At 71.0% G+C, this 22,494-nt stretch carries 22 protein-coding genes and 1 pseudogene; 13 read left to right on the forward strand and 10 right to left on the reverse strand.

What is annotated here, in order from left to right:
* The 4 genes from D3273_RS21080 to D3273_RS21095 all read right to left on the reverse strand — a co-directional run.
* The coding region (locus D3273_RS21080) for a HAMP domain-containing protein (protein WP_129228871.1) at positions 1-901 on the reverse strand (901 nt) is incomplete at its 3' end.
* A gap of 191 nt (positions 902-1,092) precedes the next feature.
* Positions 1,093-2,688 carry a peptide chain release factor 3 gene (locus D3273_RS21085; protein ID WP_129228872.1) on the reverse strand — a complete coding sequence of 532 codons (1,596 nt, stop codon included), beginning with the start codon at positions 2,686-2,688 and terminating at the stop codon, positions 1,093-1,095.
* Positions 2,689-2,767: 79 nt separating this feature from the next.
* Positions 2,768-4,552, reverse strand: a complete 1,785-nt coding sequence (locus D3273_RS21090) for a glycosyltransferase family 39 protein (RefSeq protein ID WP_129228873.1) — start codon at positions 4,550-4,552, stop codon at positions 2,768-2,770.
* 83 nt (positions 4,553-4,635) lie between these two features.
* Entirely contained in the window at positions 4,636-5,895 is a 1,260-nt protein-coding gene (locus D3273_RS21095; RefSeq protein WP_165359604.1) for a glycosyltransferase family 87 protein, read from the reverse strand.
* A gap of 254 nt (positions 5,896-6,149) precedes the next feature.
* Here D3273_RS21095 and D3273_RS21100 point away from each other — a divergent pair, with 254 nt between their 5' ends.
* The 6 genes from D3273_RS21100 to D3273_RS21125 all read left to right on the forward strand — a co-directional run bounded on the left by D3273_RS21100 (position 6,150) and on the right by D3273_RS21125 (position 11,553).
* Positions 6,150-6,758 (forward strand): FMN-dependent NADH-azoreductase, encoded by a 609-nt coding sequence (locus D3273_RS21100; RefSeq protein ID WP_129228875.1) that lies wholly within the window; start codon positions 6,150-6,152, stop codon positions 6,756-6,758.
* A gap of 126 nt (positions 6,759-6,884) precedes the next feature.
* A complete protein-coding gene (locus tag D3273_RS21105; protein ID WP_129228876.1) occupies positions 6,885-7,604 on the forward strand; it encodes a dienelactone hydrolase family protein in 720 nt (239 codons plus the stop codon).
* Positions 7,605-7,756: 152 nt separating this feature from the next.
* Positions 7,757-8,698 (forward strand): Gfo/Idh/MocA family protein, encoded by a 942-nt coding sequence (locus tag D3273_RS21110; protein WP_129228877.1) that lies wholly within the window; start codon positions 7,757-7,759, stop codon positions 8,696-8,698.
* A gap of 7 nt (positions 8,699-8,705) precedes the next feature.
* Positions 8,706-9,404 (forward strand): YoaK family protein, encoded by a 699-nt coding sequence (locus D3273_RS21115; RefSeq protein ID WP_129228878.1) that lies wholly within the window; start codon positions 8,706-8,708, stop codon positions 9,402-9,404.
* A 333-nt stretch (positions 9,405-9,737) separates the two neighbouring features.
* Positions 9,738-11,027 carry a DUF2382 domain-containing protein gene (locus tag D3273_RS30005; RefSeq protein ID WP_129228879.1) on the forward strand — a complete coding sequence of 430 codons (1,290 nt, stop codon included), beginning with the start codon at positions 9,738-9,740 and terminating at the stop codon, positions 11,025-11,027.
* A gap of 31 nt (positions 11,028-11,058) precedes the next feature.
* A complete protein-coding gene (locus tag D3273_RS21125; protein ID WP_129228880.1) occupies positions 11,059-11,553 on the forward strand; it encodes a YsnF/AvaK domain-containing protein in 495 nt (164 codons plus the stop codon).
* Here D3273_RS21125 and cysQ read toward each other — a convergent pair.
* Complete coding sequence (gene cysQ, locus D3273_RS21130) at positions 11,490-12,347, reverse strand: 3'(2'),5'-bisphosphate nucleotidase CysQ (protein WP_129228881.1); 858 nt, start codon at positions 12,345-12,347, stop codon at positions 11,490-11,492. The genes D3273_RS21125 and cysQ overlap by 64 nt on opposite strands.
* Before the next feature lie 251 nt (positions 12,348-12,598).
* Here cysQ and chpT point away from each other — a divergent pair.
* Together chpT and D3273_RS21140 are read left to right on the forward strand one after the other, a co-directional pair.
* Positions 12,599-13,276 (forward strand): annotated as a pseudogene (chpT, locus tag D3273_RS21135) (histidine phosphotransferase ChpT); the annotation flags it as partial.
* A 163-nt stretch (positions 13,277-13,439) separates the two neighbouring features.
* Entirely contained in the window at positions 13,440-13,805 is a 366-nt protein-coding gene (locus tag D3273_RS21140) for a response regulator (protein ID WP_129228883.1), read from the forward strand.
* Positions 13,806-14,317: 512 nt separating this feature from the next.
* Here the strand turns inward: D3273_RS21140 and ctrA are convergent.
* Entirely contained in the window at positions 14,318-15,019 is a 702-nt protein-coding gene (gene ctrA, locus D3273_RS21145; protein WP_129228884.1) for a response regulator transcription factor CtrA, read from the reverse strand.
* Positions 15,020-15,528: 509 nt separating this feature from the next.
* Here ctrA and D3273_RS21150 point away from each other — a divergent pair.
* The 3 genes from D3273_RS21150 (at position 15,529) to D3273_RS21160 (ending at position 18,188) form a co-directional block, all read left to right on the forward strand.
* A complete protein-coding gene (locus D3273_RS21150; protein ID WP_129228910.1) occupies positions 15,529-15,918 on the forward strand; it encodes a flagellar export protein FliJ in 390 nt (129 codons plus the stop codon).
* A gap of 85 nt (positions 15,919-16,003) precedes the next feature.
* Positions 16,004-17,068 (forward strand): calcium/proton exchanger, encoded by a 1,065-nt coding sequence (cax, locus tag D3273_RS21155; RefSeq protein WP_129228885.1) that lies wholly within the window; start codon positions 16,004-16,006, stop codon positions 17,066-17,068.
* Between the two features lie 82 nt (positions 17,069-17,150).
* Complete coding sequence (locus tag D3273_RS21160) at positions 17,151-18,188, forward strand: aspartate-semialdehyde dehydrogenase (RefSeq protein ID WP_129228886.1); 1,038 nt, start codon at positions 17,151-17,153, stop codon at positions 18,186-18,188.
* A 44-nt stretch (positions 18,189-18,232) separates the two neighbouring features.
* Here D3273_RS21160 and D3273_RS21165 read toward each other — a convergent pair whose 3' ends face one another.
* The 4 genes from D3273_RS21165 to D3273_RS21180 all read right to left on the reverse strand — a co-directional run bounded on the left by D3273_RS21165 (position 18,233) and on the right by D3273_RS21180 (position 20,492).
* On the reverse strand, positions 18,233-18,472 hold the full coding sequence (locus D3273_RS21165; RefSeq protein WP_245501315.1) for a hypothetical protein: 240 nt from the start codon (positions 18,470-18,472) through the stop codon (positions 18,233-18,235).
* Positions 18,473-18,499: 27 nt separating this feature from the next.
* Entirely contained in the window at positions 18,500-18,733 is a 234-nt protein-coding gene (locus D3273_RS21170) for a hypothetical protein (RefSeq protein ID WP_129228887.1), read from the reverse strand.
* A gap of 165 nt (positions 18,734-18,898) precedes the next feature.
* Positions 18,899-19,216, reverse strand: a complete 318-nt coding sequence (locus D3273_RS21175) for a hypothetical protein (RefSeq protein WP_129228888.1) — start codon at positions 19,214-19,216, stop codon at positions 18,899-18,901.
* 100 nt (positions 19,217-19,316) lie between these two features.
* On the reverse strand, positions 19,317-20,492 hold the full coding sequence (locus D3273_RS21180; protein ID WP_129228889.1) for an acetyl-CoA C-acetyltransferase: 1,176 nt from the start codon (positions 20,490-20,492) through the stop codon (positions 19,317-19,319).
* 265 nt (positions 20,493-20,757) lie between these two features.
* Here D3273_RS21180 and phaR point away from each other — a divergent pair, with 265 nt between their 5' ends.
* Both phaR and trpS read left to right on the forward strand, forming a co-directional pair.
* Entirely contained in the window at positions 20,758-21,375 is a 618-nt protein-coding gene (gene phaR, locus D3273_RS21185; RefSeq protein ID WP_129228890.1) for a polyhydroxyalkanoate synthesis repressor PhaR, read from the forward strand.
* A gap of 71 nt (positions 21,376-21,446) precedes the next feature.
* Positions 21,447-22,490, forward strand: coding sequence for a tryptophan--tRNA ligase (trpS, locus tag D3273_RS21190; RefSeq protein ID WP_129228891.1), 1,044 nt, complete (start codon positions 21,447-21,449; stop codon positions 22,488-22,490).
* Positions 22,491-22,494 lie beyond the last annotated feature (4 nt).

Raw genomic sequence — 22,494 nt, forward strand, 5'->3', positions numbered from 1 at the left:
CGTCCACCACCTCGGCCTGCTGGCGGGCCACGTCGGCGCGCTGCGCTTCGGCATGGGCGCGCTCGGCATCCGCCGAATGCCGCGCCGCGTCGGCGTCCGCCGCGAGCGTCCGGGCGCGGACCGCGTCCTCCTTGAAGCGCTGCACGGTCGCCGCCATCTGGCCGACCTCGTCGCGCCGCCCGAGGCCGGGCACCGCCGTGTCGAGCCGGCCCTCGGTCAGGCGGCCCATGGCGTCGCGCAGGGCACCGAGCGGCCCCGTGATGGTGCGGGCCGCCATCAGCAACGCCGCCGCCGACATCGCCAGGGCGGCGCCGACCATGATCAGCAGGGTCGTCGTCCCGGTGGTCCGGGACTGGGCCGTCAACGCACCGGACTTGCCGTCGATGACGGTGCTCATCTGGTCGATCAGGCCGATGTTGCGGTTGTTCAGCCGGGTGATCCGCGCCACAGCGGACGCCCTCCCGGCGAAGAATTCGGCGTCCCTGTGCTGCGTCGCAGCCGCCATGGCGCGGTCCGCCTCGCCCTCGATCGCCTTCCATTCGGCCTCGATCTCGGCGAGGTGGGCCGCTTCGTCGGGGAGGTTCTGGCGGGCCACCGCGAAGACCTTGGCGGCCCGCGCCTTCAGGCCGTCGTATTCGGCGGCGACCGAGGCCAGGTCCCCGTCCTCGCGGACCGCGGATTCCATCTTGTAGAGGTCGTAGCCGTAGCCGGTCACGAAGTAGTTGAACCGCGACATGCTGCGGGCGCCGGCCTCGTCATGCGCGATGAGGTCGCTGTAACCCGCGTCGATCATGTCGATCTGGAACGAGGCATATACCGCCCCTCCGACAGCGACGGCTGCGGTCAAGAGGACCATGCCGATGATCTTGGTCTTGATGCCGACGTTGCTCAGAAATGCCATGAACGCAGGTGCTCTTCATCGCTGCACCTCGCATCCCGACGATCAGGCCTGCGGGGTTCCGCAGCGGAACCATCGGCGTTAACCGCTGGCAGAAGAAACTTTCCACAACGTCAAGATCGGCCGGGGGCCCGGTCGCACGCCAAGCGACGCAGGGGCCGGCGCACCTCCGTCGCGCCGCACGAGCGGCGGCCTCATACGGCGGCGCGCTGATAGTCCTTGATGTCGGAGAACGTCACCTGCGGCCAGCGCTCCTGCTCGTAGCGCAGCGTGAAGGCCGAGGAGGCGAGGAACACCGGGGCGCCGTCGAGGTCCTCGGCCGTCGAGGACGGGTAAGCGTCCAGGAACTTCCGCAGTTCCAGCGGCTCGGCCGTCACCCAGCGGGCGATCTCGAAGCGGCTCGACTCGAAGGTCACTGGCAGGCCGTATTCCACCTGCAGCCGCTCCACCAGCACGTCGAGCTGCAGGGCGCCGACCACGCCCACGATGGCGCCGGCGCCGTCGTAGGGCACGAAGGTCTGCACCACGCCCTCCTCGGCCATCTGCTGGAGCGCTTCCTTCAGCTTCTTGGCCTTCATGGCGTCGTTGAGCTTCACGCGGCGCAGGATCTCGGGCGCGAAGGAGGGCACGCCGCGGAACACCAGGTCCTCGCCCTCCGTCAGCGTGTCGCCGATGCGCAGCGTCCCGTGGTTGGGGATGCCCACGACGTCGCCCGCGAAGGCCTGCTCGGCCAGCGCGCGCTCCTGGGCGAAGAAGAACTGGGGGGCGTTCAGCGCCATGGGCTTGCCGGTGCGCACGAGCTTGGCCTTCATGCCCCGCGTCAGCTTGCCCGAGGACACGCGCATGAAGGCGATGCGGTCCCGGTGGTTCGGGTCCATGTTGGCCTGGATCTTGAAAACGAAGCCCGTCATCTTGGCCTCGCGGGCGTCGACGAAGCGGCTTTCGGCCTGCAGGCCGCGCGGCGGCGGCGCGAAATCGGCCAGCGCGTTGATGAGGTCGGCCACGCCGAAGGTCCGCAGGGCCGAGCCGAAGAACACGGGCGTGAGGTGCCCCTCGAGGAAGGCGTCGCGATCGAAGGGCTTGCAGGCTTCCCGCGCCAGTTCCAGCTCGTCGATGGCGGCGTCGGCCTCGTGCGACGGCAGCAGCGCCCGGATGGCGGGATCGCGCGGGCCGTCGACGGGCAGCATGGGCGCTTCCACGTCCGAATCGAGCTTGCGGATCATCGAGTGGGCGAGGTCGTAGGTGCCCGCGAAGGCCCGGCCGCGGCCGATCGGCCAGGTGACGGGGGCGGTGTCGAGCGCCAGCACCTTCTCGATCTCGTCGAGCAGGTCGAAGGGGTCGCGGGTTTCGCGGTCCATCTTGTTGACGAAGGTCACGATGGGGATGTCGCGCAGGCGGCACACCTCGAACAGCTTGCGCGTCCGGCTTTCGATGCCGCGCGCCGCGTCGATCACCATCACGGCCGAGTCGACGGCGGACAGGGTGCGGTAAGTGTCCTCGGAGAAGTCCTCGTGGCCCGGCGTGTCGAGGAGGTTGAACACGCAGCCGGCGTGTTCGAAGGTCATGACCGAGGTCACCACCGAGATGCCGCGCTCGCGCTCGATGCCCATCCAGTCCGAGCGCGTCTGCCGCCGGTTGGCCTTGGCGCGCACCTCGCCGGCGAGCTGGATGGCGCCGCCGAACAGCAGCAGCTTCTCGGTCAGCGTGGTCTTGCCCGCGTCCGGATGCGAGATGATGGCGAAGGTGCGCCGGCGGGTGACCGGGTCCTCGGTGCGGGGCTGTGTCGACATGGCCCCGAGATAAGCGAAGCCGGGGCGGGACGCAAAGCGGCGCGGCCGGCGGGGCGGGACGGCTTCGGGGCCCGCCTGGTCAGCGGCCGGCCGAGGCGCGCCGGAGCAGAGCGATCGAGCGCGTGTCGGCCGGCAGGTAGGTCCGGTAGGGGTACAGGCGAACGGTTTCGGTGCCGGGGAGCGGCGCGAACGACAGTTGCAGCGCGTCGTCGGTGACCCACCACCAACTCTTCCCGGGGATGCCGGCGAAACCGGGACGGTAACCGCGCTCCCCGTTGTATTCGAAGCCGCCGTCGACCGTGCGGGCATCCCCGAGCCCGTTCGCCTCGACGTCGGCGATGGCCGCCCAGCGCGCGCGGTTCCAGGCCAGGTAGTCGTGGGCGGCCAGGATCGAGAAGAGCACGAGGGCGGCCATGTAGCCGCAAGCGGAAACGGTGAGGATCGACGCCTCGCGGCCGCCCGGACGCATCGACCGCGCGTCGAACGACAGACACAGGATCGGCGCTATGACGGCGATGTATCGATCGGAGGGGCCGATCAGCGCGATCGGAAGCAGGTAGAGCACCACGGTGAGGGCGGCGAAGGTCCGAAGCGGCAGGTCCGGCGGCGGTCGTGACCGACGAGCCCGCGTCACCTCGGCCAACAGGCCGACCGATGCCTGGACCAGCGACCAGAGACCGACAAGGCTCAGGCCGGTGACGAGGAGCCAGAAACCGCCGGGAAGCTCCGGCACGTCCGGACGCCCCAGGATGTACGTGTCGCGGAGCGTCAAAGGACCGTTGCCGCTCGTGGTCAGCACGTTGCCCAGCACGGGCATCGCCACGCCGTGCGACACCATGAAGATGGCGGCGGCTGCCGTGATGGCCCCCGCGTAGAACGTCGCCCTCCCGCCCAGCCCGCGTCCGTCCCGTCGACCCGCGCCGACCATCAGCACGGGCCAGCAGACGAGGCCGAGATACAGGAGCGAAACGAGGAGGTTGACCGTGACCTGCCCGAAGGTGGCGACGGGGCTGGACAGGGCGGCCGCGACGTCTCGATACTTGTCGTCGTACAAGGCCGGCAGCCGGCCCGTGTGCCTCATCCAGCCTTCGTAGGCGAGAAGAACCGGCAAGCAGAGTGCGACGGGGGTCGCCGCCTTGGCGGCCCGCCATGCGGGCCGGTCATGGGACGTCATCCAGAAGACCGGCAGGAACGCCATCGCGACTACCAGCCCCACCTGGCGGGACAGCATGGCGAAGCCGATCGACGCCGTCGCCAGGAGGATGTCGCGCCAGCGGCCCGTGCGGAGCGCCGTGCCGCAGGCCGCCGCGGCCAGCACCATCATGAGTTGGAACGGCACGTCCGTCATGAACGTGAAGAGGAGGGGAGTGACGAAAGGATTGAGGACCGTCGCCAAGGCGCCGACCGCGCCCCGGAACCTGGAGTGACCGGCGGACACCAGGGCGGCGTAGGTCGAGACGAGCAGCGCCAGGCCCGTCACCAGGGTGCCGATGCGGAGATGCTCGTAGGAGCAGGACGAGGCGGCACATACGACCGTGCCGAGCAGCGCCTGCGTGACTTGCGTCATGCTGGCCCAGCCCAGCGGCCTCCACGCGTGATCGAGGGCCAGCCTGCGCGCCGTGGCGGCGAAGGACCAGTCGTCGTTGAGGGGGAACTCGCCCTGCGGGCCGACGACGACGACCGCGAGCGCGAAGACGACGCCCAGGGCGAGGACGACCAGGATCGACCGCGGGTCGCGCAGCGCCGGGACGCGCGACCCGGCCGGACCTCCGCCCCGCGCCATCGGCGAGGGGGATGCCCGACCCGACGCCGGAGCGCCGGCCGCCGTCCCGGTCGAAAGGCGCTCCGGCCGGATCGGATCCATGTGTCCACCCACGGTGATGATGGTCGACCTCGTCGCCCAAGGCCTGCGCGAAGGGTCCTTCGCCGCTGCGGGGCGTCGTCCGGTCACGCCGCCGGAGCGACCGGACGCGGGCCCGGCCGGACGGTCCCGGGCGCCCGCGCGGCGCGCAGGACGACGCCGAAGCAGGCCAGGATGGCCGGCCCGCCGAGCGACAAGCTGCTCGCGTCGGACCGGGCGACGAACAGCCCGCAGACGAGGTCGATCGCTCCGACCGCCCCTATGCCCACGAGGAGGAGCACGAGGCTGCGGGCCGGCATGCGGCGCGCCAAGCCGGGCAGCGCCAGGGCGAGGCCCGCACCGAAGATCGTCAGGTCGTAGTCGAAGAAATACGGGCTCACGAAGGCGGTCGCCATCAGCAGCACGCCGGCGGCGGTCCTGGGCTCGGAGGGGGCCGGCGAGGCCGGGTGTCCCCCGAGGCGATGCGCCGTGACGGTCGCCGCGGCGATGACCGACAGGGCGACCGCGCCGTGGATCGCCAGCGCCAGGCGGGCCGGAACGCCGAGGCTCAGCGCGAAGGCGTAGGCGGAGGTCATGCGGTGGAGGGGAAAGCTGCCGGACGCCATGAACTCGGCCACGACCGACGTGCTCGACAGAAAGGCCGGCACGGTGTCGCGGCCCAGCACCAGCACGGCCGCCCCGCTCAGCAGCGCGGCCGCCAGAACCGCCGTCGCGAGGGCGCGCCCGTCCCGGCGCAGGGCGAACAGCACCGGCAGCATGGTGGCGAGCTGCGGCTTGAAGGCCAGCGCACCCGCGGCGAGGCCGGCCCGCGCACCCCGCCGGCGCAGCGACAGGTCGGCCGCGAGGCCGGCGAGGCCGGCCGTGAGGAAGCCGTTCTGCCCGACGCGGATCTCGATCAGCAGGATGGGGCTGACGGCCAGCACCGCATGCCAGAACCACGCGCCGGCGAGCCGCCGCATCACGGCGAGGAATAAGGCGAAGGTTCCCAGGGTGAAGAGCGCGAAGGCGAGCCCGAGCGGCAGGAGCGCCAGCGGCGCCATCACGAGCCCGAAGAGCGGCGGGTAGACGAACGGCATGAAGACGTCCCTCCCGCCCCCGAACGACCGCTGCAGCGCCTGCATGACGGGCATGTCGTAGCTTTGGGCGAAGCGCCCCGTCCAAGCCGTCGTGCCGGCGAGGTAGAAGGGGTGGAAATCCACGATGTCGGGCCGCGCCGGGTCGGAGCCGACGGCCGCGATGGCTTGGACCGTCGCCGCCGCGGCGACGACCGCGAGGAGGGCCGACACGGCGACGCGCGTCATGACGCTGATGGCCGGCGGGCGCACCATGTCGGCCGGGGAAGCCATGGCAACGTCGCGGCCGGGCGGCATCTGGCAAGCTCCTCGCGATGGCACGGACCGGCGGTCTCCGACGGGGGGACGGCGACGGGCCGGCCCCGGGCGCTCGGCGGCGCCCCGCCCGGCTGGGGCAAAGCCTTGCGCGCCGCATCGGGAACAAAGCGTTAAACGCCGGGGGCCGGGGCGCCGGCGACGTGCCTCCTTGCGGGGGACGGAGCGCCCGACCATAAAGCGTCGGTCACGATCTTTGACCGCGAGGCCCCATGAAGCTCCTGCACGTCGACTCGTCCATCCTGGGCGACAATTCCGTCAGCCGGCAGATCAGCGCCGGCATCGTCGAAGCCCTGAAGGCCGAGAACCCGGGCGTCGAAGTCGTCCACCGCGACCTCGCCGCCGCGCCGATCGGCCACCTGACCGGCGCCTATCTCGCCGGGCAGAGCGCCGACGTGAAGCACGACCAGGCCCTGCAGGAGGACCTCGACCTCGGCGGCCGCGCGCTGGCCGAATTCCTCGCCGCCGACATCGTCGTCGTGGGCGCGCCCATGTACAATTTCGCCGTGCCGAGCCAGCTCAAGGCCTGGGTCGACCGCATCCTGGTCGCCGGCAAGACGTTCCGCTATACGGCGTCGGGCGCCGAGGGCCTGGTCCACGGCAAGCGGGTCGTCATCGCGGTGTCGCGGGGCGGGACGTACGAGGGCACGCCGGCGAGCGCCCTGGAGCACCAGGAATCCTGGCTCAAGGGCGTGTTCGGCTTCATCGGCCTGAAGGACGTCGAGGTGATCCGCGCCGAAGGCGTCGCCTACGGGCCCGAAGCGCGCGAAGCCTCGCTGAAGGCCGCGCTCGATGCCGCCAAGGCCCTGCACGCCGCCTGAAAGCTCGGCAACGGATGCCCTGCCGGTCGAAGGCGGGCGGCAGTCCCCGAGCGTTTTCGACCGGCCTGCAGCGACGGGCCCGCCGCGCCGACAGACACTGAGCGACCGAACGGAACGGGAATCGATATGATCCAGGATACGCTGAGCTACGAGGCCGACGGGCTGTCCATGAAGGGCCAGCTCTTCGTCGGCGAGGGCGAGGGCCGGCGCGCCGCCGTGCTGGTCTTCCCCGAAGCCTTCGGGCTGTCGGAGCACGCGATCGGCCGGGCGAAGCGGCTGGCCGAGGCGGGCTACGTCGCGCTGGCCTGCGACCTCCACGGCGAGGGCCGCCTGGTCGACGACCTTCAGGAAGCGATCGGCCTGCTCCAACCGCTCTTCGCGGCACCCGACCGCACGCGCGACCGCGCCGGCGCGGCCCTGCGGGCGCTGCTGGCGCGCCCCGAGGTCGATCCGTCGCGCGTCGCCGCCATCGGCTTCTGCTTCGGGGGCACCATGGCGTTGGAGCTGGCGCGCGCCGGCGCCGACGTGAAGGCGGTGGTGGGGTTCCACAGCGGCCTCGGCACCGCGGCGCCGAAGGCCGACGCGAAGCGCATCAAGGGGCGCGTGCTGGTGTGCATCGGCGCGGACGACCCGATGATCGACGCGGCCCAGCGCTCCGCCTTCGAGGCGGAGATGCGCGACGCCGATGTCGACTGGCAGATGCACCTCTACGGCCGGACGGTGCACAGCTTCACCAACCAGGGGGCCGCCAAGCGCGGCATGCCCGACGCCATCCGCTACAGCCCGGAAGCCGACGCCCGCTCGTGGGCGTCCATGACCGAGCTGTTCGGCGAAACGCTGGGCTGACGCGCGGCGCGGCGGGGCATGGCCCCGTCGCGCCCGACGGTGGCGGGCGGCCCGGGACGCGGAATCCGCCCTCGCCCCGGCGCCCGCCAGCCATTAAAGGATATGTCCGACGAATCGCGGGGCCGCCCTATCCCCGCCGCACGAGGACCCGCATGGCCCCCATCCGCATCGCCGTGATCGGCGTCGGCAAGATCGCCCGCGACGAGCACCTGCCGTCGATCGCCCGCGACAGCCGTTTCGAACTCGCCGCCCTGGTCAGCGGCAGCGGCGCGCAAGCGCCGGGCGTCCCCACCTTCCGCGACGCCGCCGAACTCTACGCCGCGCTGCCCGACCTCGACGCCGTGGCGATCTGCACCCCGCCTTCCGCCCGCCCCGCGCTGGTCCGCGAAGCCATCGACGCCGGCGTCGACGTGCTGATGGAGAAGCCCCCCACCCCCACGGTCGGTGAGCTGCGGGACCTCGCCGCCCATGCCGGGGCGGCCGGCCGCGTGCTCTTCACCACCTGGCATTCCCAGTACAACGCCGCCGTGGAGGCCCTTCGCGACCGCCTCGCCGGCCGGACGCTGAAGCGCCTCGCCATCACCTGGAAGGAGGACGTGCGCCGCTGGCACCCGAACCAGGACTGGATCTGGGAAACGGCGGGCTTCGGCGTCTTCGACCCGGGCATCAACGCCCTGTCGATCCTGACGCGCGTCCTGCCAGAGCCGGCCTTCGTGCGCTCGGCGCGGCTGCTCACCCCGTCGAACCGCGCTATGCCGATCGCGGCCGAGATCGCCTTCACGAGCCGGGCGCTCGCCGACGGCGGCGAGATGACGGCGGTGTTCGATTGGCGCCAGACCGGCGACCAGACCTGGGAGATCGCCGCCGACCTCGCCGACGGCACGGCGCTGCGCCTCACGGGCGGCGGCACGACGCTGGCGGTCGACGGCGTGACGGTCGAGGACGCGCCGCGACACGAATACGACCGGATCTACGCGCGCTTCGCCGGGCTCGTGGCATCGCGGGACAGCCACATCGACACCGCCCCCTTCGAGCTCGTGGCCGACGCCTTCCTGGTGGGCCGGCGCGAGGACGTCGAACCCTTCGAGGACTGATCCGGCGGTGGATCGCCTGGCCCCCCGCCCGGCCGAGCCCGCGCGGCGCGACGACCCTGCCGTCGAACGGTCGAGCCTGGCGCTGGGCTTCATGCTCCTGGCGCTGGCCGGCTGGGTCGACGCGGTGGGGCTCGTTCGCTGGAACGGGCTCTACCCCTCCTTCATGAGCGGCAACACCACGCAGCTCGGCGGCTCGCCGGTGATCGGCGACTGGCACGGGACCTGGGTGGCGGGCCGCGCCGTGCTGATGTTCCTCGTCGGCATCGTGGCCGGCGAATGCATCGGCCCGGCCGCCGGGGGATGGCGCAGCCCCGTCGTGGTGAGCGTGGAAGCGGCTCTGCTGTGGCTGGCCGTGGCGTCCGTGCTGGCCGGCTGGGGCGACGCCGTCACGGCCTCGACCGCCGGCCTCGCCATGGGCGTCCAGACCGCGGCCGTGCATCGGGCGGACGGGGTGAGCGTCGCCCTGACCTACGTCACCGGCACGCTGGTCAACCTCGGCCGCGGCGTCGCGGCGGCGCTGCGGGGCGACGAGCCCTGGAACCGGGTGCTGCCCTTCCTGGGCTTCTGGCTGTCGCTGTTGGGCGGCGCCGTCGCGGGCTCGGCCGTGGCCCGGGCCGGGCTCGCCGTGGCCCTGGTGGCGGCGGCCGGCATCGCCAGCGCGCTGGCGCTCTTCGCCGGCGTGGCGGTGCGGCGCGGCGGCGCGTGACGGACCGGCGGCCCGGACCTCCGGCCCGGCTCCACGCCCTCCGCCGACCGCTCGCGCCCTTAGTCGGCCGAGCCACCACAGTATCGTCGGCGGCTCGGCGAAATTAAAAGTCCATCGCAAGGAACACGAACGCCTGGATGGGCCTTTTAAGCTCGACATCCAGCGATGGTATCGGCAGTTTGGTTCGGCCTCGAATTTCGAGCGGCAATCCCACCCCGCACAGCGGGGCGGCAGGTCGCGCTCGCTGATGTCCCGTTACACGGAGATGCTTGGAAACGCATCCCCGTGCCGCATCATCATGCCGACCTTCTCGTCGTTTTTTCGGGGCACTCCATGGCCAAGCACAGCATCACAGCCGTCTTCGACACGCGCAGCCACGCCGAGCAGGCCATGGCGCAGCTGAAATCCTCCGGCATCCCGGCATCCGACATCACGGTGCTGCCGGCCACGGGCGAAACCGGCACCTACACGGACGAGGCCGAGGGCAGGACCCGCGGCTTCTGGGGATCCTTGGAACAGCTCTTCGGCGGCACCGAGGACCACGCCACCTACGCGGAAAGCATCCGCCGCGGCGGCATCATGCTGTCGGTGCGGGCCGAGGACGACCGCCTCGACCAGGCGATCGACATCCTGGAGCAGCACGGCTCCGTCGACCTCGACGAGCGCGAAGCGATGTGGCGCAGCGAAGGCTGGGCCGGCGCGCCGCTGTCCGGCACGGCGGTCACCGGGTCCAGCTCCGCCATGGCGGGCAGCCGCGGCCTCGGCCTGGACGACGCCGGCATGACCGACATGGGCGACGCTTCGGGGAGCCGCACCGCCACGCCGGGGCTCGGCATCCTGGGCGCGGGCGCGCTGGGAGCGGGCGCGGGTGCCCTGGGCAGCACCGTCTACGACGAGCGCCGCGAAGCCGTCACGCCGGTGATGCCGGTCGGCGAGCGCGCGGCCGTCGTCACCGACCGCGCCGTCGCCGACCGCGCCACCGTGCCGGCCGGGGCGCGAAACGCCGACGAGACCATCAAGGTCTACGAGGAGCGCCTCGACGTCGGCAAGCGCTCGGTCAGCCGCGGCAAGGTGCGGGTGCACACCAGCGTCGTGTCCCGCGACGTGACGGAAAGCGTGACGCTGCACGGCGAAACCGTGTCGGTCGACCGCCGCGCCGTGGACCGCCCGGTTTCGGCCGCGGCCCTCGACGTCGACCCCTTCACCGAGCGCACGATCGAGATGGAAGAGTACGCCGAGGAGGCGGTCGTGGCGAAGTCGGCCCACGTCGTCGAGGAGATCGGCATCCACAAGGAGGCCGTCGACCGCGTCGAAACCGTGCACGAGACGCTGCGCAAGACGGTGGTCGACATCGAGGACGGGCGTACCGGGGGTGCCGTGTCGGGCGCGCTGGGCCGCTTCGCCGCCGAGATCCGCGACGACATGGAGGTCGTCGGCTCGGACGGCATGCATGTCGGCACCGTGGACCACATGGACGGCGGCCGCATCAAGCTGAAGAAGGCCGACGTGGCGGCGGGCGGCGAGCACCACTACCTCGCGCACGACATGGTGCAGTCCGTGGCCGGCAAGGTGATGCTGGCCGTGACGGCGGCGGAAGCCAAGGCGCGCTGGGCCACGGCCTGACCGCACGGCGGGCCGATCCGGGAGGGACGTGATGACGACATCGACCCCCGCCGGCATCGGCCCGGCCCTCGATACCGAGCGCGACGGCCTCGTCCTGGAGGTCGTCGAGGAACGGCTCGCGGTCGCCAAGCGCAGGGTCGCGAGCGGGACCGTCCGGATCTCCACCACGACCGAGATGGTGGAGGAGGTCGCCGAGGTCGAGCTCGACCGCTACCGCGTCGAGGTCACCCATGTGCCGGTCGGCCGGATCGTCGACGAAGTCCCGCTCGCGCGGGCGGAAGGCGACACCACCATCCTGCCCGTGGTGGAAGAGCGGTTCGTCGTGGTGAAGCAGCTCTTCCTCAAGGAGGAGCTGCACATCCGCCACGTCGTCGAGCGCGAGGTGGCGCGCACGCCCGTCGTCCTCCGCCGGCAGCACGCCACCGTCGACCGGTCGGACGGGACCGCGGCGGAGCCCGCCGCTCAGCCGGCGAACCGCGCCGCCGCGGCGGGATCGCCCCAGGCCACGAAGGGGCCGTTGCGGTAATCCGCTTCTGCCTTGCCGTAGGTAAAGGCCGACCCGTCCGGCTTCAGCACGGCGCCGCCGGCCGCGCGCAGCACGGCATCCGCGGCCGCCGTGTCCCATTCCATCGTGGGCCCGAAGCGCGGGTACACGTCCGCCCCGCCCTCGGCCACCACGCAGAACTTGAGGGACGAGCCCGCGGCACGGCGCTCCGACACCGGCAGCCGCGCCAGGAGGGCCTCGGTTTCGGCATCGCCGTGGGACCGGCTCGCCAGGGCGGTCCAGCCCGCCTCCGGTGCCGGACGGGTACGGAGCGGCCGGTCGTCGAGCGCTTCGGCGAGGGTGGCGCCGGGCGCGATGCGCCGCACGCGCGCCGTGGCGCCGCCCGACCACAGCCGTTCCAGCACCGGCGCGTAGACGGCGCCCGCCACGGGCACGCCCTCGACGACGAGGCCGATGTTGACCGTGAACTCCCCGTTGCGGCCGACGAACTCGCGCGTGCCGTCGAGCGGATCCACCAGGATGAAGCGCGGGCAGCCGGCGAGCCCCTGCCCGCGCGCCGCAGCTTCCTCGGCCAGCACGGGCCAGCCCGGCAGCCGCTCGGACAGGCGCTGGAGGATCAGCGCCTCCGCCCGCTCGTCGGCCTCGGTGACGGGGCTCTGGTCCGCCTTGGCCCGCGTTTCCCCGCCGGCGCGATACACCTCCATCACCACGGCGCCGGCTTCCACGCAGAGCGCCGCGAAACAATCCGCCAGGCGGTCGCGCGCGTCGCCGTCGAGCGGGGCGTCGGGGGTCGGCAGCGGGGGGGAGGTCGGCATGGGGGTCTCGGGGCGAAGGTGTCCCCTGCCCTACGCCATCCGGGCCCGCGGCGGAACCGCCCGGCCCCCGCCGGCGTGCCCCGGCCGGCAAAGACTGGTTAACTTTTTCGGAAGATTGTCTAGGCTATGGGGTGTCGGTTGAGCCGGAAACCCTGAGCCGCGTTCGGTGCGCCGATGGCTCCCCACCCCCGTCGGCGCGCGACGGGCCCCGTGCGGGCTCGCGGGCGGCGCCGCATGCAACGGATGCCTCCATGACCACCATCGCGCTCGAAGCCCTCGACCTCGCGGCCCTCCTCTGCTCGCGCGTCTGCCACGACGTGATCAGCCCGGTCGGCGCCATCGTGAACGGCCTCGAGGTGCTCGACGAGGAGAAGGATCCCGAGATGCGGACCTTCGCGCTCGACCTCATCAAGAAGAGCGCCACCATGGCATCCGCCAAGCTGCAGTTCTGCCGGCTCGCCTTCGGGGCGGCGGGCTCGGCCGGCGCGTCCATCGACACGGGCGACGCCGAAACGGTGACCCGCGGCCTGTTCGGCGACGACAAGATCAAGCTCGACTGGCGCGCGCCGCGCATCCTGATGCCGAAGAACAAGGTCAAGCTGATCCTGAACCTGTGCCTGATCGCGGCCGGCACCATCCCCCGCGGCGGCACGATGACGGTGGACGTGGAGGGCCAGGGCGACGAAGCGGCGGTCCGCATCGTCGCCAAGGGCAACTACGCCCGCGTGCCCGCCGGCATCGGCGCGCTGCTCGCCGGCGCACCCGAGCACGGCACGATCGACGCCCATGCGATCCAGCCCTTCTTCACCGGGCTGGTGGCCCGCGAGGTCGGCATGGTGGCGACCGTTCGCAGCGAGCCCGAGGGCATCGTGATCGAGGGGCGGCCCGTGGTCGTCGAAACGGCGCTGCACCAGGACGCCGACGCCGCGCAGCCCGACGACGGGCAGCAGGACGCCGCCCAGCCCGATGCCGCCCAGCCCGATGCCGCCGACGTGGCGATGGGCCTCGCGGACCAGATGCGGGCCGCCGCGGCCGACGACCTCGCGCCCGCCTCGCGCGTCGCGGCCGCCTGAGACGCGACGGAGGGGCGCCATGACCCGGGTGTTGGTGGTCGACGATTCCAGCGTCATCCGCAAGGTGGCGCGCCGCATCCTCGAAGGCCTGTCGATCGAGACGGACGAGGCCGACAGCGGCCAGGCGGCGCTCGACGCCTGCGCGGCCGTGATGCCCGACGGCATCCTGCTCGATTGGAACATGCCCGAGATGGACGGCTACGCGGTGCTGAAAGCCCTGCGGAGGATGCCGGGCGGCGGCTCGCCCAAGGTGGTGTTCTGCACCACCGAGAACGACGCCGCTCACGTGTCCAGGGCCCGCCAGGCCGGGGCCGACGACACGATGATGAAGCCCTTCGACAAGGACGTGCTCCGCCTCAAGATGGCGGCCGTCGGGCTGGTCTGAGGGCGCCGTCCCGAGACCCGCGCGAGCCTTCCTTCGGCGCGCGCCTCGCCGGTGTCGGGACGCGCCCGCCGCAAACCCTGAATGCCGCAGCCCCGCCTCGCGAGCGGGGTGCGGCGGACCCGCGTCGCGGCGCCGAGCCGAAGCCGTGAGATCCGGAGCCGTGGGATCCGAAGCCGGCCGACGGCCCCGATGGCTCGTCGGCTTCGGCGCTTCCGCGCCTGCTCCCCGCTTCAGCCCGAGCGCCCCCGAGGGGAGCCACCCCAGGGCCCGCCCGGCTTCCACACCGAAACGTCCGCTCGTCCCCGCCGGACCACCGCGCGCTCGGCGATCGCGCGGCGGCGCGGTGCCCCGCCGCCCCCTGCCCTCGTCGCGGCGTCGGACGGGCGCCGAGGATGTCGCCCGAAGCGGCGGCGCGGCCCGTGCCCCCTGCCCGCTTCGCCCGGGGGAGGCCACGAACGCGATGGGCCCCGATCCTCGCGGATCGGGGCCCATCGCGTGTCCGCCGGGTCCGCTCAGGCGGTGATGCGGTTGTCGGCTTCGGTCGGCTCGCGCAGCACGTAGCCGCGGCCCCACACCGTTTCGATGAAGTTGCGGCCGTGGCTCGCGTTGGCGAGCTTCTTGCGCAGCTTGCAGATGAACACGTCGATGATCTTCAACTCGGGCTCGTCCATGCCGCCGTAGAGATGGTTGAGGAACATCTCCTTCGTCAGCGTCGTGCCCTTCCGGAGCGAAAGCAGCTCCAGCATCTGGTATTCCTTGCCGGTGAGGTGCACGCGGGCCCCCGCCACTTCGACGGTCTTCTGGTCGAGGTTGACGATGAGGTCGCCCGTGGCGATCACCGACTGGGCATGGCCCTTCGACCGGCGCACGATGGCGTGGATGCGGGCGACCAGCTCGTCCTTGTGGAAGGGCTTGGTCAGGTAGTCGTCGGCGCCGAAGCCGAGCCCCTTCACCTTGTCCTCGATGCCGGCGAGCCCGGACAGGATCAGGATCGGCGTCTTGACCTTGGCGACCCGCAGCGTCCGGAGGACCTCGTAGCCCGACATGTCGGGGAGGTTCAGGTCGAGCAGGATGATGTCGTAGTCATACAACTTGCCGAGATCGATGCCTTCCTCGCCGAGGTCGGTCGTATAAACGTTGAAGTTCTCGGACTTCAGCATCAGTTCGATGCTCTGCGCGGTGGCGCTGTCGTCTTCGATCAGGAGAACGCGCATGTGAGGTCCCCACCCTGTGTCCCGTTGGCCTGGCCCATGATGCGCGCCCCGCGCGGTCCGGCTTCCCGGTCGAGGGCCAGTGCCGGCCCCGAGCCATCATTCATCATTAGCGGCGAAAGGTTAACGGAACCGCTTTCGTTAAGCCGCGCCGCAGCCTCGGAATGGTCCCTGTCGATCGGCCCGCCGATCCCGCCGCGCCACGGCCCCCACGTCAACATCCTGCTCGGCCCCGCTCTGGCATCCCGCTCCGCCTCCCCGAGGCGATCACCTCAAAATCGGTGAACGCGGGCCGGTCGGGCGGGCTCCATCTCGCAATCTTGCGGAAAAAGGTAAACAGCGGGTGAACGCCGCCGTCCGCCGCCGCCGGCGGCATTACCCTTACTTTCCGCGGTCGTGGGTAAGGAAGAAGCAACATCCATGGGCGAATGTGCAGCGTCTCGCGGCGTCGGCACGGTTCTGAAGGGTCGAAAAAAAGATTTCCGCCCCTCGCGTCTTTGGAGTTCTGAATGGTGAAGTCGCGGGATCACCTCATCCGCCTCAAACGTTTTCAAGTCGATGAGCGGCGCCGTCGCGTGGCGCAGATCGAGTCCATGATCGCGGATTTCGCGCGCATGGTCGTCGATCTCGATCGCGAGATCGCGTCGGAGGAGCAGCGCTCGGGCATCTCGGACCCGACGCACTACGCCTACCCAACCTTCGCGCGCGCCGCCGTGGCGCGCCGCGACAACCTGAAGCGGTCCTCGGACGAGCTGAAAGACCAGCTCGACGAGGCGAAGGGTGTGCTCGGCGAGGCTCAGGACGAGCTGAAGAAGGCCGAAAGCCTCGACGGCCGGGACAAGATGCCCGCCATCGAAGCCGCCACGCGCGACATGGGCCTGGCACGGCTGGCCAGGGCCTGACGGCTGGGGGAGCGGGGCCGAACGAGGGCCCACGGCAACGCTCACGCCGCTGGCGCATTGAGGCATGGCGCTTCCCGGAGATGCCATGCTCGCCCTGCTCCCCCTCGCCGCCGTCCCCGTGTCGGCCGCGCTCCACTATCTCGTGGGCGCGTCGCCGCTCTGGGTCTTCGCCACCGCCTCGCTCGGCGTCATGGCGCTGGCCTACCACATCAGCGAAGCCACCGAAGCGGTCGCCGAAACCGCCGGTCCGGCCATCGGCGGCCTCCTCAACGTCAGCTTCGGCTCCGTCGCCGAGCTGGTGCTGGCGATCTTCGTGCTGGCCGACGGCCAGGCCGGCGTGGTGCGGGCGCAGATCACCGGCTCCATCATCGGCACGGGGCTGCTCGGGCTCGGGCTCGCCATCCTGGTCGGCGGCCTGACCCGCGAGCGGCAAACCTTCAAGCGCGAGCGCGCCGGCCTGCTGTCGAGCCTGCTCATCGTGGTGCTGATCGCCCTGCTGCTGCCGGCGGTGTTCGACATGGTGGTGCGGGCGGACCCGAAGGGCGCCGACGTGGCGCTGTCCGACGAGCACCTGAGCCTCGGCGTGTCGGCCGTGTTGCTGGCGCTCTATGCCGGCAACCTGGTCTACACGCTGATCACACACCGCGACGTGTTTTCGCGTGGCGGCGGGGAAGCGAAGGGCGGCGGGGGCAGCCTGTGGCGGCCGCTCGGCATCATGGTGGGCGGCACGGCCGTGCTGGCCTTCGAGGCCGAGCTCGTGTCGGGCGCGCTCGAAGCCACCGCGTCCCAACTCCACCTGTCGCCGCTGTTCCTGGGCGTCGTCGTCCTGGCGCTGGTGGGCACGTCGGCGGACCTGTTCGCCGCGATGCTCTTCGCCCACCGCGACCGCATGGGCCTCGTGATGGACATCTGCATCGGCTCCGCCATCCAGGTCGCCCTGGTGGTGGCGCCGCTGCTCGTCGTCGCGTCCTTCCTGCTCGGGCACCCGATGACGCTGGTCTTCGGCAACCCGCTCGACCTCTTCGCCATCGCGGCGACGGCCTTCGCCGTCAACGCGGTCGCGTCGGACGGCGAAACGACGTGGTTCGAGGGGCTGCTGCTCGTCGGCGTCTACGCGCTGCTCGCGCTGGCCTTCCTTTTCGCCGGATGAGGCTCGCCATTGCGGAGCGCATCGGCGAGGACTATGCAACGCCCTCGCGTTCCGCCAACACCCGTCCCGAGGAGAAGATCACATGGCGTTCAAGGTTGCCGTCGTCGGCGCCACCGGCAACGTGGGCCGCGAGATGCTCGGCATCCTGGCCGAGCGCGGGTTCCCGACCAGCGAGGTCGTGGCCCTGGCGTCCAACCGCTCGCGCGGCACCGAGATCTCCTTCGGCGACAAGATCCTGAAGTGCAAGGTGCTGGACCAGCACGACTGGTCCGACACCGACATCTGCCTGATGTCGGCCGGCGGCGACGTTTCGAAGGAATGGTCGCAGAAGATCGGCGCCCAGGGCTGCGTGGTGATCGACAACTCGTCGGCGTACCGCATGCACGCCGACGTGCCGCTAATCGTGCCGGAGGTGAACGCCGACGCGATCTCCGACTTCCGCAAGCTGAACATCATCGCCAACCCGAACTGCTCCACGGCGCAGCTGGTCGTGGCGCTGAAGCCGTTGCACGACAAGGCCCGCATCAAGCGCGTGGTGGTGGCGACCTACCAGTCCGTGTCGGGCGCCGGCAAGGAGGGCATGGACGAGCTCTTCACCCAGACGCGCGCCGTCTTCGTGTCGGACGCGATGGAAACCAAGAAGTTCCCGAAGCGCATCGCCTTCAACCTCATCCCCCAGATCGACGTCTTCATGGAGGACGGCTACACGAAGGAGGAGTGGAAGATGGTGGTCGAGACCAAGAAGATCCTCGACCCCAAGATCAAGCTCACCGCCACCTGCGTGCGCGTGCCGGTGTTCATCAGCCATTCCGAGGCGGTGAACGTCGAGTTTGAGGAGCCGATCTCGGCCGAGGAAGCCAAGGACGTCCTGCGCGAAGCGCCGGGCTGCCTGCTGATCGACCGCCACGAGCCGGGCGGGTACATCACCCCCCACGAGGCGGCGGGCGAGGACGCCACCTACATCTCCCGCGTCCGCGAGGATGCCACGGTGGAGAACGGCCTGTCGTTCTGGTGCGTGTCGGACAACCTGCGCAAGGGCGCGGCCCTCAACGCCGTGCAGATCGCCGAAGTGCTCATCAACCGCGGCCTGATCCAAGCCAAGGGCCTCAAGGCGGCCTGATCGCCGATGTCCCCTTCCCGCCGTGCGGGAAGGGGACGGGCCGCTCACTTGTTGGTGCGGCCCATGTGCTTCGGGTCGACCCCGCCGGTGCGGGCATCGACCTCGTTGCCGACGTCACCCTCGGCCGTGCTGTTCGCCGCCAGGTCGTCCACCTCGTCGTCGGTGGCGCCGGTGAGCCCCTTGGACTGGCCGATGCCGGGGTTGCGCTTCAGGTCGTCCTGGACGGTGATCTCGCCGATGGCGATCTCGTCGCCCTTGCGGTGCCCGTCGATATGCTTGCTCATGTCGTGTCCCTTCGGATGAAACGGCTCTCAGGTGTCGCTGCGGTCGCCGAACTGCTTGTGCTCCTCGTGGGAGCGGCCGCGCTCGACGTCGCCCTCGCCCGCCGGGCGGACGTAGTCGACGTCGTCCGGCGCTTCCGGATCGCCGGAACCACCCGCGCCCTTCGACATCTCGGCCATGCCCTTCGAGGCGGTGTTGTGCTTGTCCGGCGCGTGGACCTTGTCGTCCTGGCTGGTGCCCTTGGACTTGCCGGCTGATGCCATGATCGATCCCTCCCGCCTGATCTCGCGTGGGGGGACAACAGGGCGACCGGTCGCGGGTTCCGCCTGCGGCCAATGGCGCAGGAGGGCCCGTCGACAGGGGCCGGCGCGGATCGCGCGCCCGGCCGCGGGCTTCCGCCGAAGCGTCGGCCCCGCGGGGGTGCCGCCCTACGACCGCTTGGCGGCGAGGACGCGCAGCGGTCGCCGGTGGGCGCCGTAGCGGACCGTCAGGCAGTAGCGCCGGCCGACCTGGGTGCCCGCCTCGACCCCGCGACGGGCCGGCAGGGCGCCGTCCGCCTCGTCGAGGAGACGCTGGTCGCCGCCCTGGCGAGCCATCTCCAGGACGACGCCCCCCTTGCGATCGCTGAGCCAGGCGTTTCCGGCCGTGCCCTGACGTTCGCCGCACACGGTGCGGACGGCCGCCTGCACCGACCCGATGCCCAGCACCGCCAGCGCGGCGGCCGCGAGGATGAGTCTGCCGTTCATGATCCCGCCCTTTCGACGAACAGTGGAAAGCCGGCCCGCACGGCGCGCCGCGGGACGGCGGAGCCGGAGCCCCGCCCTCCCCGTCTCGTTGGCGATGCGCTCAGTTCGGGCGCTCGACGCACATGGCGATGCCCATGCCGCCGCCGATGCACAGCGTGGCCAGGCCCTTCTTGGCGTCGCGGCGCTTCATCTCGTAGAGCAGCGTGGTGAGGCAGCGGGCGCCCGAGGCGCCGATCGGATGGCCGATCGCGATGGCGCCGCCGTTCACGTTCACGATGGACGGGTCCCAGCCCATGTCCTTGTTGACCGCCAGCGCCTGCGCGGCGAAAGCCTCGTTGGCTTCCACCAGGTCCACGTCCTTGACGGTCCAGCCCGCCTTCTCGAGCGCCTTGCGCGAGGCCGGGATCGGGCCCGAGCCCATCACCGCCGGATCGACGCCTGCCGTGGCCCAGGACACGATCCTGGCCAGGGGCGTCAGCCCGCGCTTCTGCGCCTCCTCGGCCGTCATCAGCACCACCGCGGCGGCGCCGTCGTTGATGCCCGACGCGTTGCCGGCCGTCACCGACCCCTCCTTGGAGAAGGCGGGCTTCAGCTTGGCCATCGCCTCGACGGTCGCGCCGTGGCGGGGATATTCGTCCTGGTCGACCACGACGTCGCCCTTGCGGGTCTTCACCGTCACGGGGACGATCTCGTCCTTGAAGCGCCCCTCCTTCTGGGCCGCCTCGGCCTTGTTCTGCGACGCGGTCGCGAACTTGTCCTGGTCTTCGCGGGTCAGCTGCCACTTGCCGGCGACGTTCTCGGCGGTGGTGCCCATGTGGTAGCCCTGGAAGGCGTCGAGCAGGCCGTCCTTCATCATGGTGTCGACGAACTTCATGTCGCCCATCTTCTGGCCCGACCGCAGGTAGGCGGCATGGGGGGCGAGGCTCATCGACTCCTGGCCGCCCGCCACGATGATCTTGGCGTCCCCGTTGGCGATCTGCTGGAGGCCCAGCGCCACGGCGCGGAGGCCGGAGCCGCAGAGCTGGTTCAGGCCCCAGGCGGTCTTCTCCTTGGGGACGCCGGCCGCCATGGCGGCGATGCGGGCGGGGTTCTGGCCCTGGCCGGCCTGCAGCACCTGGCCCAGGATCACCTCGTCGACGTCCGACGGCTCCACGTTGGCGCGCTCCATCGCGGCCTTGACGGCGACGGCGCCGAGCTCGTGGGCGGGCGTGTTGGCGAAGGCGCCGTTGAAGGACCCGACCGGGGTGCGGGCGGCGGACACGATGACGATGTACATTGGGGCTCCTGGGCTTTCCTGGAAGGGTCGATCCGCCGACCTCGGAGGTCGAGGGGCGGCGTCGCGCGGCGGTCGCCTCTTTTCCGGGCAGGGATCGGGGAGCCCCGCTCACGGCCCGGGCAGCCGTTCCGGCCTCGTCCGCGTGTCGCACCTTATGTGGAAAAAAGCGTCGGCTCCCGCAACCACCAAAATCATATTCCCCCGCGGGGACATCGCACCTATCTTATGCGTAGAGCGGTGGCGGCGGACAGAACGGGTCGATGCGATGACGGCGGATGGCAAAAAGCCCGTGACGGTCAAGAAATATGCAAACCGTCGGCTCTACAACACCGAAACCAGCACCTACGTGACGCTGGAAGACCTCGCCGGGATGGTGAAGCGCGGCGAGGACTTCGTCGTCTACGACGCCAAGACGGGCGACGACATCACCCGGTCGGTGCTGGGGCAGATCATCTTCGACCAGGAAGGCAAGGGCGGCCAGAGCCTGCTTCCGACCTCCTTCCTGCGCCAGTTGATCCGCTTCTACGGCGACAGCATGCAGATGCTGGTGCCGAGCTACCTCGAATTCACGCTCGACAAGCTCACCAACGACCAGCACAACTTCCGCGAACAGATCGAAGCCTCCTTCGGCGCCAAACTGTTGCCGGGCGGCGCCATCCGCAACCAGATGTTCGACCAGCTCGAAGATCAGACTCGCAAGAACATGAAGATGTTCTCGCAGGCCTTGACCATGTTCAACCCCTTCACCGGCGCCTTCGCCCCCGCCGCGGCGCCCGAGCCCGCCCTGCCGCCGCCGGCCGCCAAGGCCGACGACCTCGAAACCATCAAGCGCGACATGGAGGAGATGCAGAAGCGCCTCGAACGGCTGTCGACCAAGCCGTGACGCTTTCGCGCGGGCTCGCGCTGCTCTAGGAACGGCGTCCCGTCCTTCCACCCGACGAGACGCCGACCGCCATGACGTCCAGCACGCCCGCACGCCCCCGCATCCTGTCCGGCGTCCAGCCGACCGGCAACCTCCACCTCGGCAACTACCTCGGCGCCATCACGCGGTTCGTGACGCTGCAGGAGGACCACGAGTGCCTGTATTGCGTGGTGGACCTCCACGCCATCACGGTGCCGCAGGACCCGGCCGGCCTCGAAGCCACGACGCGCGAGGTGACGGCGGCCTTCATCGCGGCCGGCATCGACCCCGTCCGGCACGCGATCTTCAACCAGAGCCGCGTGCCCGGCCACGCCGAACTCGCCTGGATCTTCAACTGCGTGGCGCGGCTCGGCTGGCTGAACCGCATGACCCAGTTCAAGGAGAAGGCCGGCAAGGACCGCGAGAACGCGTCCGTGGGCCTCTACGCCTATCCGGTGCTGATGGCGGCCGACATCCTGCTCTACCGCGCCGATGCCGTGCCGGTCGGCGACGACCAGAAGCAGCACCTCGAGCTGACCCGCGACATCGCGACCAAGTTCAACAACGATTTCGCCGCCCGCATCGCCGAGAAGACCGGCGGCGACGCCTATTTCAAGTTGCCGGAGCCGCTGATCCAGGGGCCGGCGACGCGGGTGATGAGCCTGCGCGACGGGGCGAAGAAGATGTCGAAGTCGGACCCCTCCGACAATTCCCGCATCAACCTCACCGACGACGCCGACACGATCGCCGGCAAGGTGCGCCGCGCCAAGACCGACCCCGACGCCCTGCCCTCCGAGGTGGAGGGGCTGGCCGGCCGGCCCGAGGCCGACAACCTCGTGGCGATCTTCGCGGGGCTCGCCGGGCAGACCAAGGCTGAGGTGCTGCGGAGCCACGGCGGCAGCCAGTTCTCGGCCTTCAAGGGCGCCCTGAGCGACCTCGCGGTGGAGCGGCTGGCGCCGATCGCCGCCGAGATGCGGCGCCTCAAGGCCGACCCCGGGTACATCGACGGGGTGCTGCGCAGCGGCGCCGAGCGGGCGGACGCCATCGCCCAGGCCACGCTGCGCGACGTGAAGGCGATCGTCGGCCTCCTCGGGTGACGCC

It is taken from the genome of Lichenibacterium minor (genome assembly GCF_004137685.1).
Lineage (GTDB): Bacteria > Pseudomonadota > Alphaproteobacteria > Rhizobiales > Beijerinckiaceae > Lichenihabitans > Lichenihabitans minor.

Excerpts from the sequence above, each read along its gene's own strand:
- D3273_RS21105 (WP_129228876.1), top strand. The coding sequence starts at position 6,885 with ATGATCCAGGATACGCTGAGCTACGAGGCCGACGGGCTGTCCATGAAG.
- phaR (WP_129228890.1), top strand. The coding sequence starts at position 20,758 with ATGACGGCGGATGGCAAAAAGCCCGTGACGGTCAAGAAATATGCAAAC.
- D3273_RS21090 (WP_129228873.1), bottom strand. The coding sequence starts at position 4,552 with ATGGATCCGATCCGGCCGGAGCGCCTTTCGACCGGGACGGCGGCCGGC.
- D3273_RS21180 (WP_129228889.1), bottom strand. The coding sequence starts at position 20,492 with ATGTACATCGTCATCGTGTCCGCCGCCCGCACCCCGGTCGGGTCCTTC.
- D3273_RS21100 (WP_129228875.1), top strand. The coding sequence starts at position 6,150 with ATGAAGCTCCTGCACGTCGACTCGTCCATCCTGGGCGACAATTCCGTC.
- D3273_RS21140 (WP_129228883.1), top strand. The coding sequence starts at position 13,440 with ATGACCCGGGTGTTGGTGGTCGACGATTCCAGCGTCATCCGCAAGGTG.
- D3273_RS21110 (WP_129228877.1), top strand. The coding sequence starts at position 7,757 with ATGGCCCCCATCCGCATCGCCGTGATCGGCGTCGGCAAGATCGCCCGC.
- D3273_RS30005 (WP_129228879.1), top strand. The coding sequence starts at position 9,738 with ATGGCCAAGCACAGCATCACAGCCGTCTTCGACACGCGCAGCCACGCC.
- ctrA (WP_129228884.1), bottom strand. The coding sequence starts at position 15,019 with ATGCGCGTTCTCCTGATCGAAGACGACAGCGCCACCGCGCAGAGCATC.
- D3273_RS21165 (WP_245501315.1), bottom strand. The coding sequence starts at position 18,472 with ATGAGCAAGCATATCGACGGGCACCGCAAGGGCGACGAGATCGCCATC.
- D3273_RS21170 (WP_129228887.1), bottom strand. The coding sequence starts at position 18,733 with ATGGCATCAGCCGGCAAGTCCAAGGGCACCAGCCAGGACGACAAGGTC.
- trpS (WP_129228891.1), top strand. The coding sequence starts at position 21,447 with ATGACGTCCAGCACGCCCGCACGCCCCCGCATCCTGTCCGGCGTCCAG.
- D3273_RS21160 (WP_129228886.1), top strand. The coding sequence starts at position 17,151 with ATGGCGTTCAAGGTTGCCGTCGTCGGCGCCACCGGCAACGTGGGCCGC.
- cysQ (WP_129228881.1), bottom strand. The coding sequence starts at position 12,347 with ATGCCGACCTCCCCCCCGCTGCCGACCCCCGACGCCCCGCTCGACGGC.
- cax (WP_129228885.1), top strand. The coding sequence starts at position 16,004 with ATGCTCGCCCTGCTCCCCCTCGCCGCCGTCCCCGTGTCGGCCGCGCTC.
- D3273_RS21125 (WP_129228880.1), top strand. The coding sequence starts at position 11,059 with ATGACGACATCGACCCCCGCCGGCATCGGCCCGGCCCTCGATACCGAG.
- D3273_RS21175 (WP_129228888.1), bottom strand. The coding sequence starts at position 19,216 with ATGAACGGCAGACTCATCCTCGCGGCCGCCGCGCTGGCGGTGCTGGGC.
- D3273_RS21095 (WP_165359604.1), bottom strand. The coding sequence starts at position 5,895 with ATGGCTTCCCCGGCCGACATGGTGCGCCCGCCGGCCATCAGCGTCATG.
- D3273_RS21085 (WP_129228872.1), bottom strand. The coding sequence starts at position 2,688 with ATGTCGACACAGCCCCGCACCGAGGACCCGGTCACCCGCCGGCGCACC.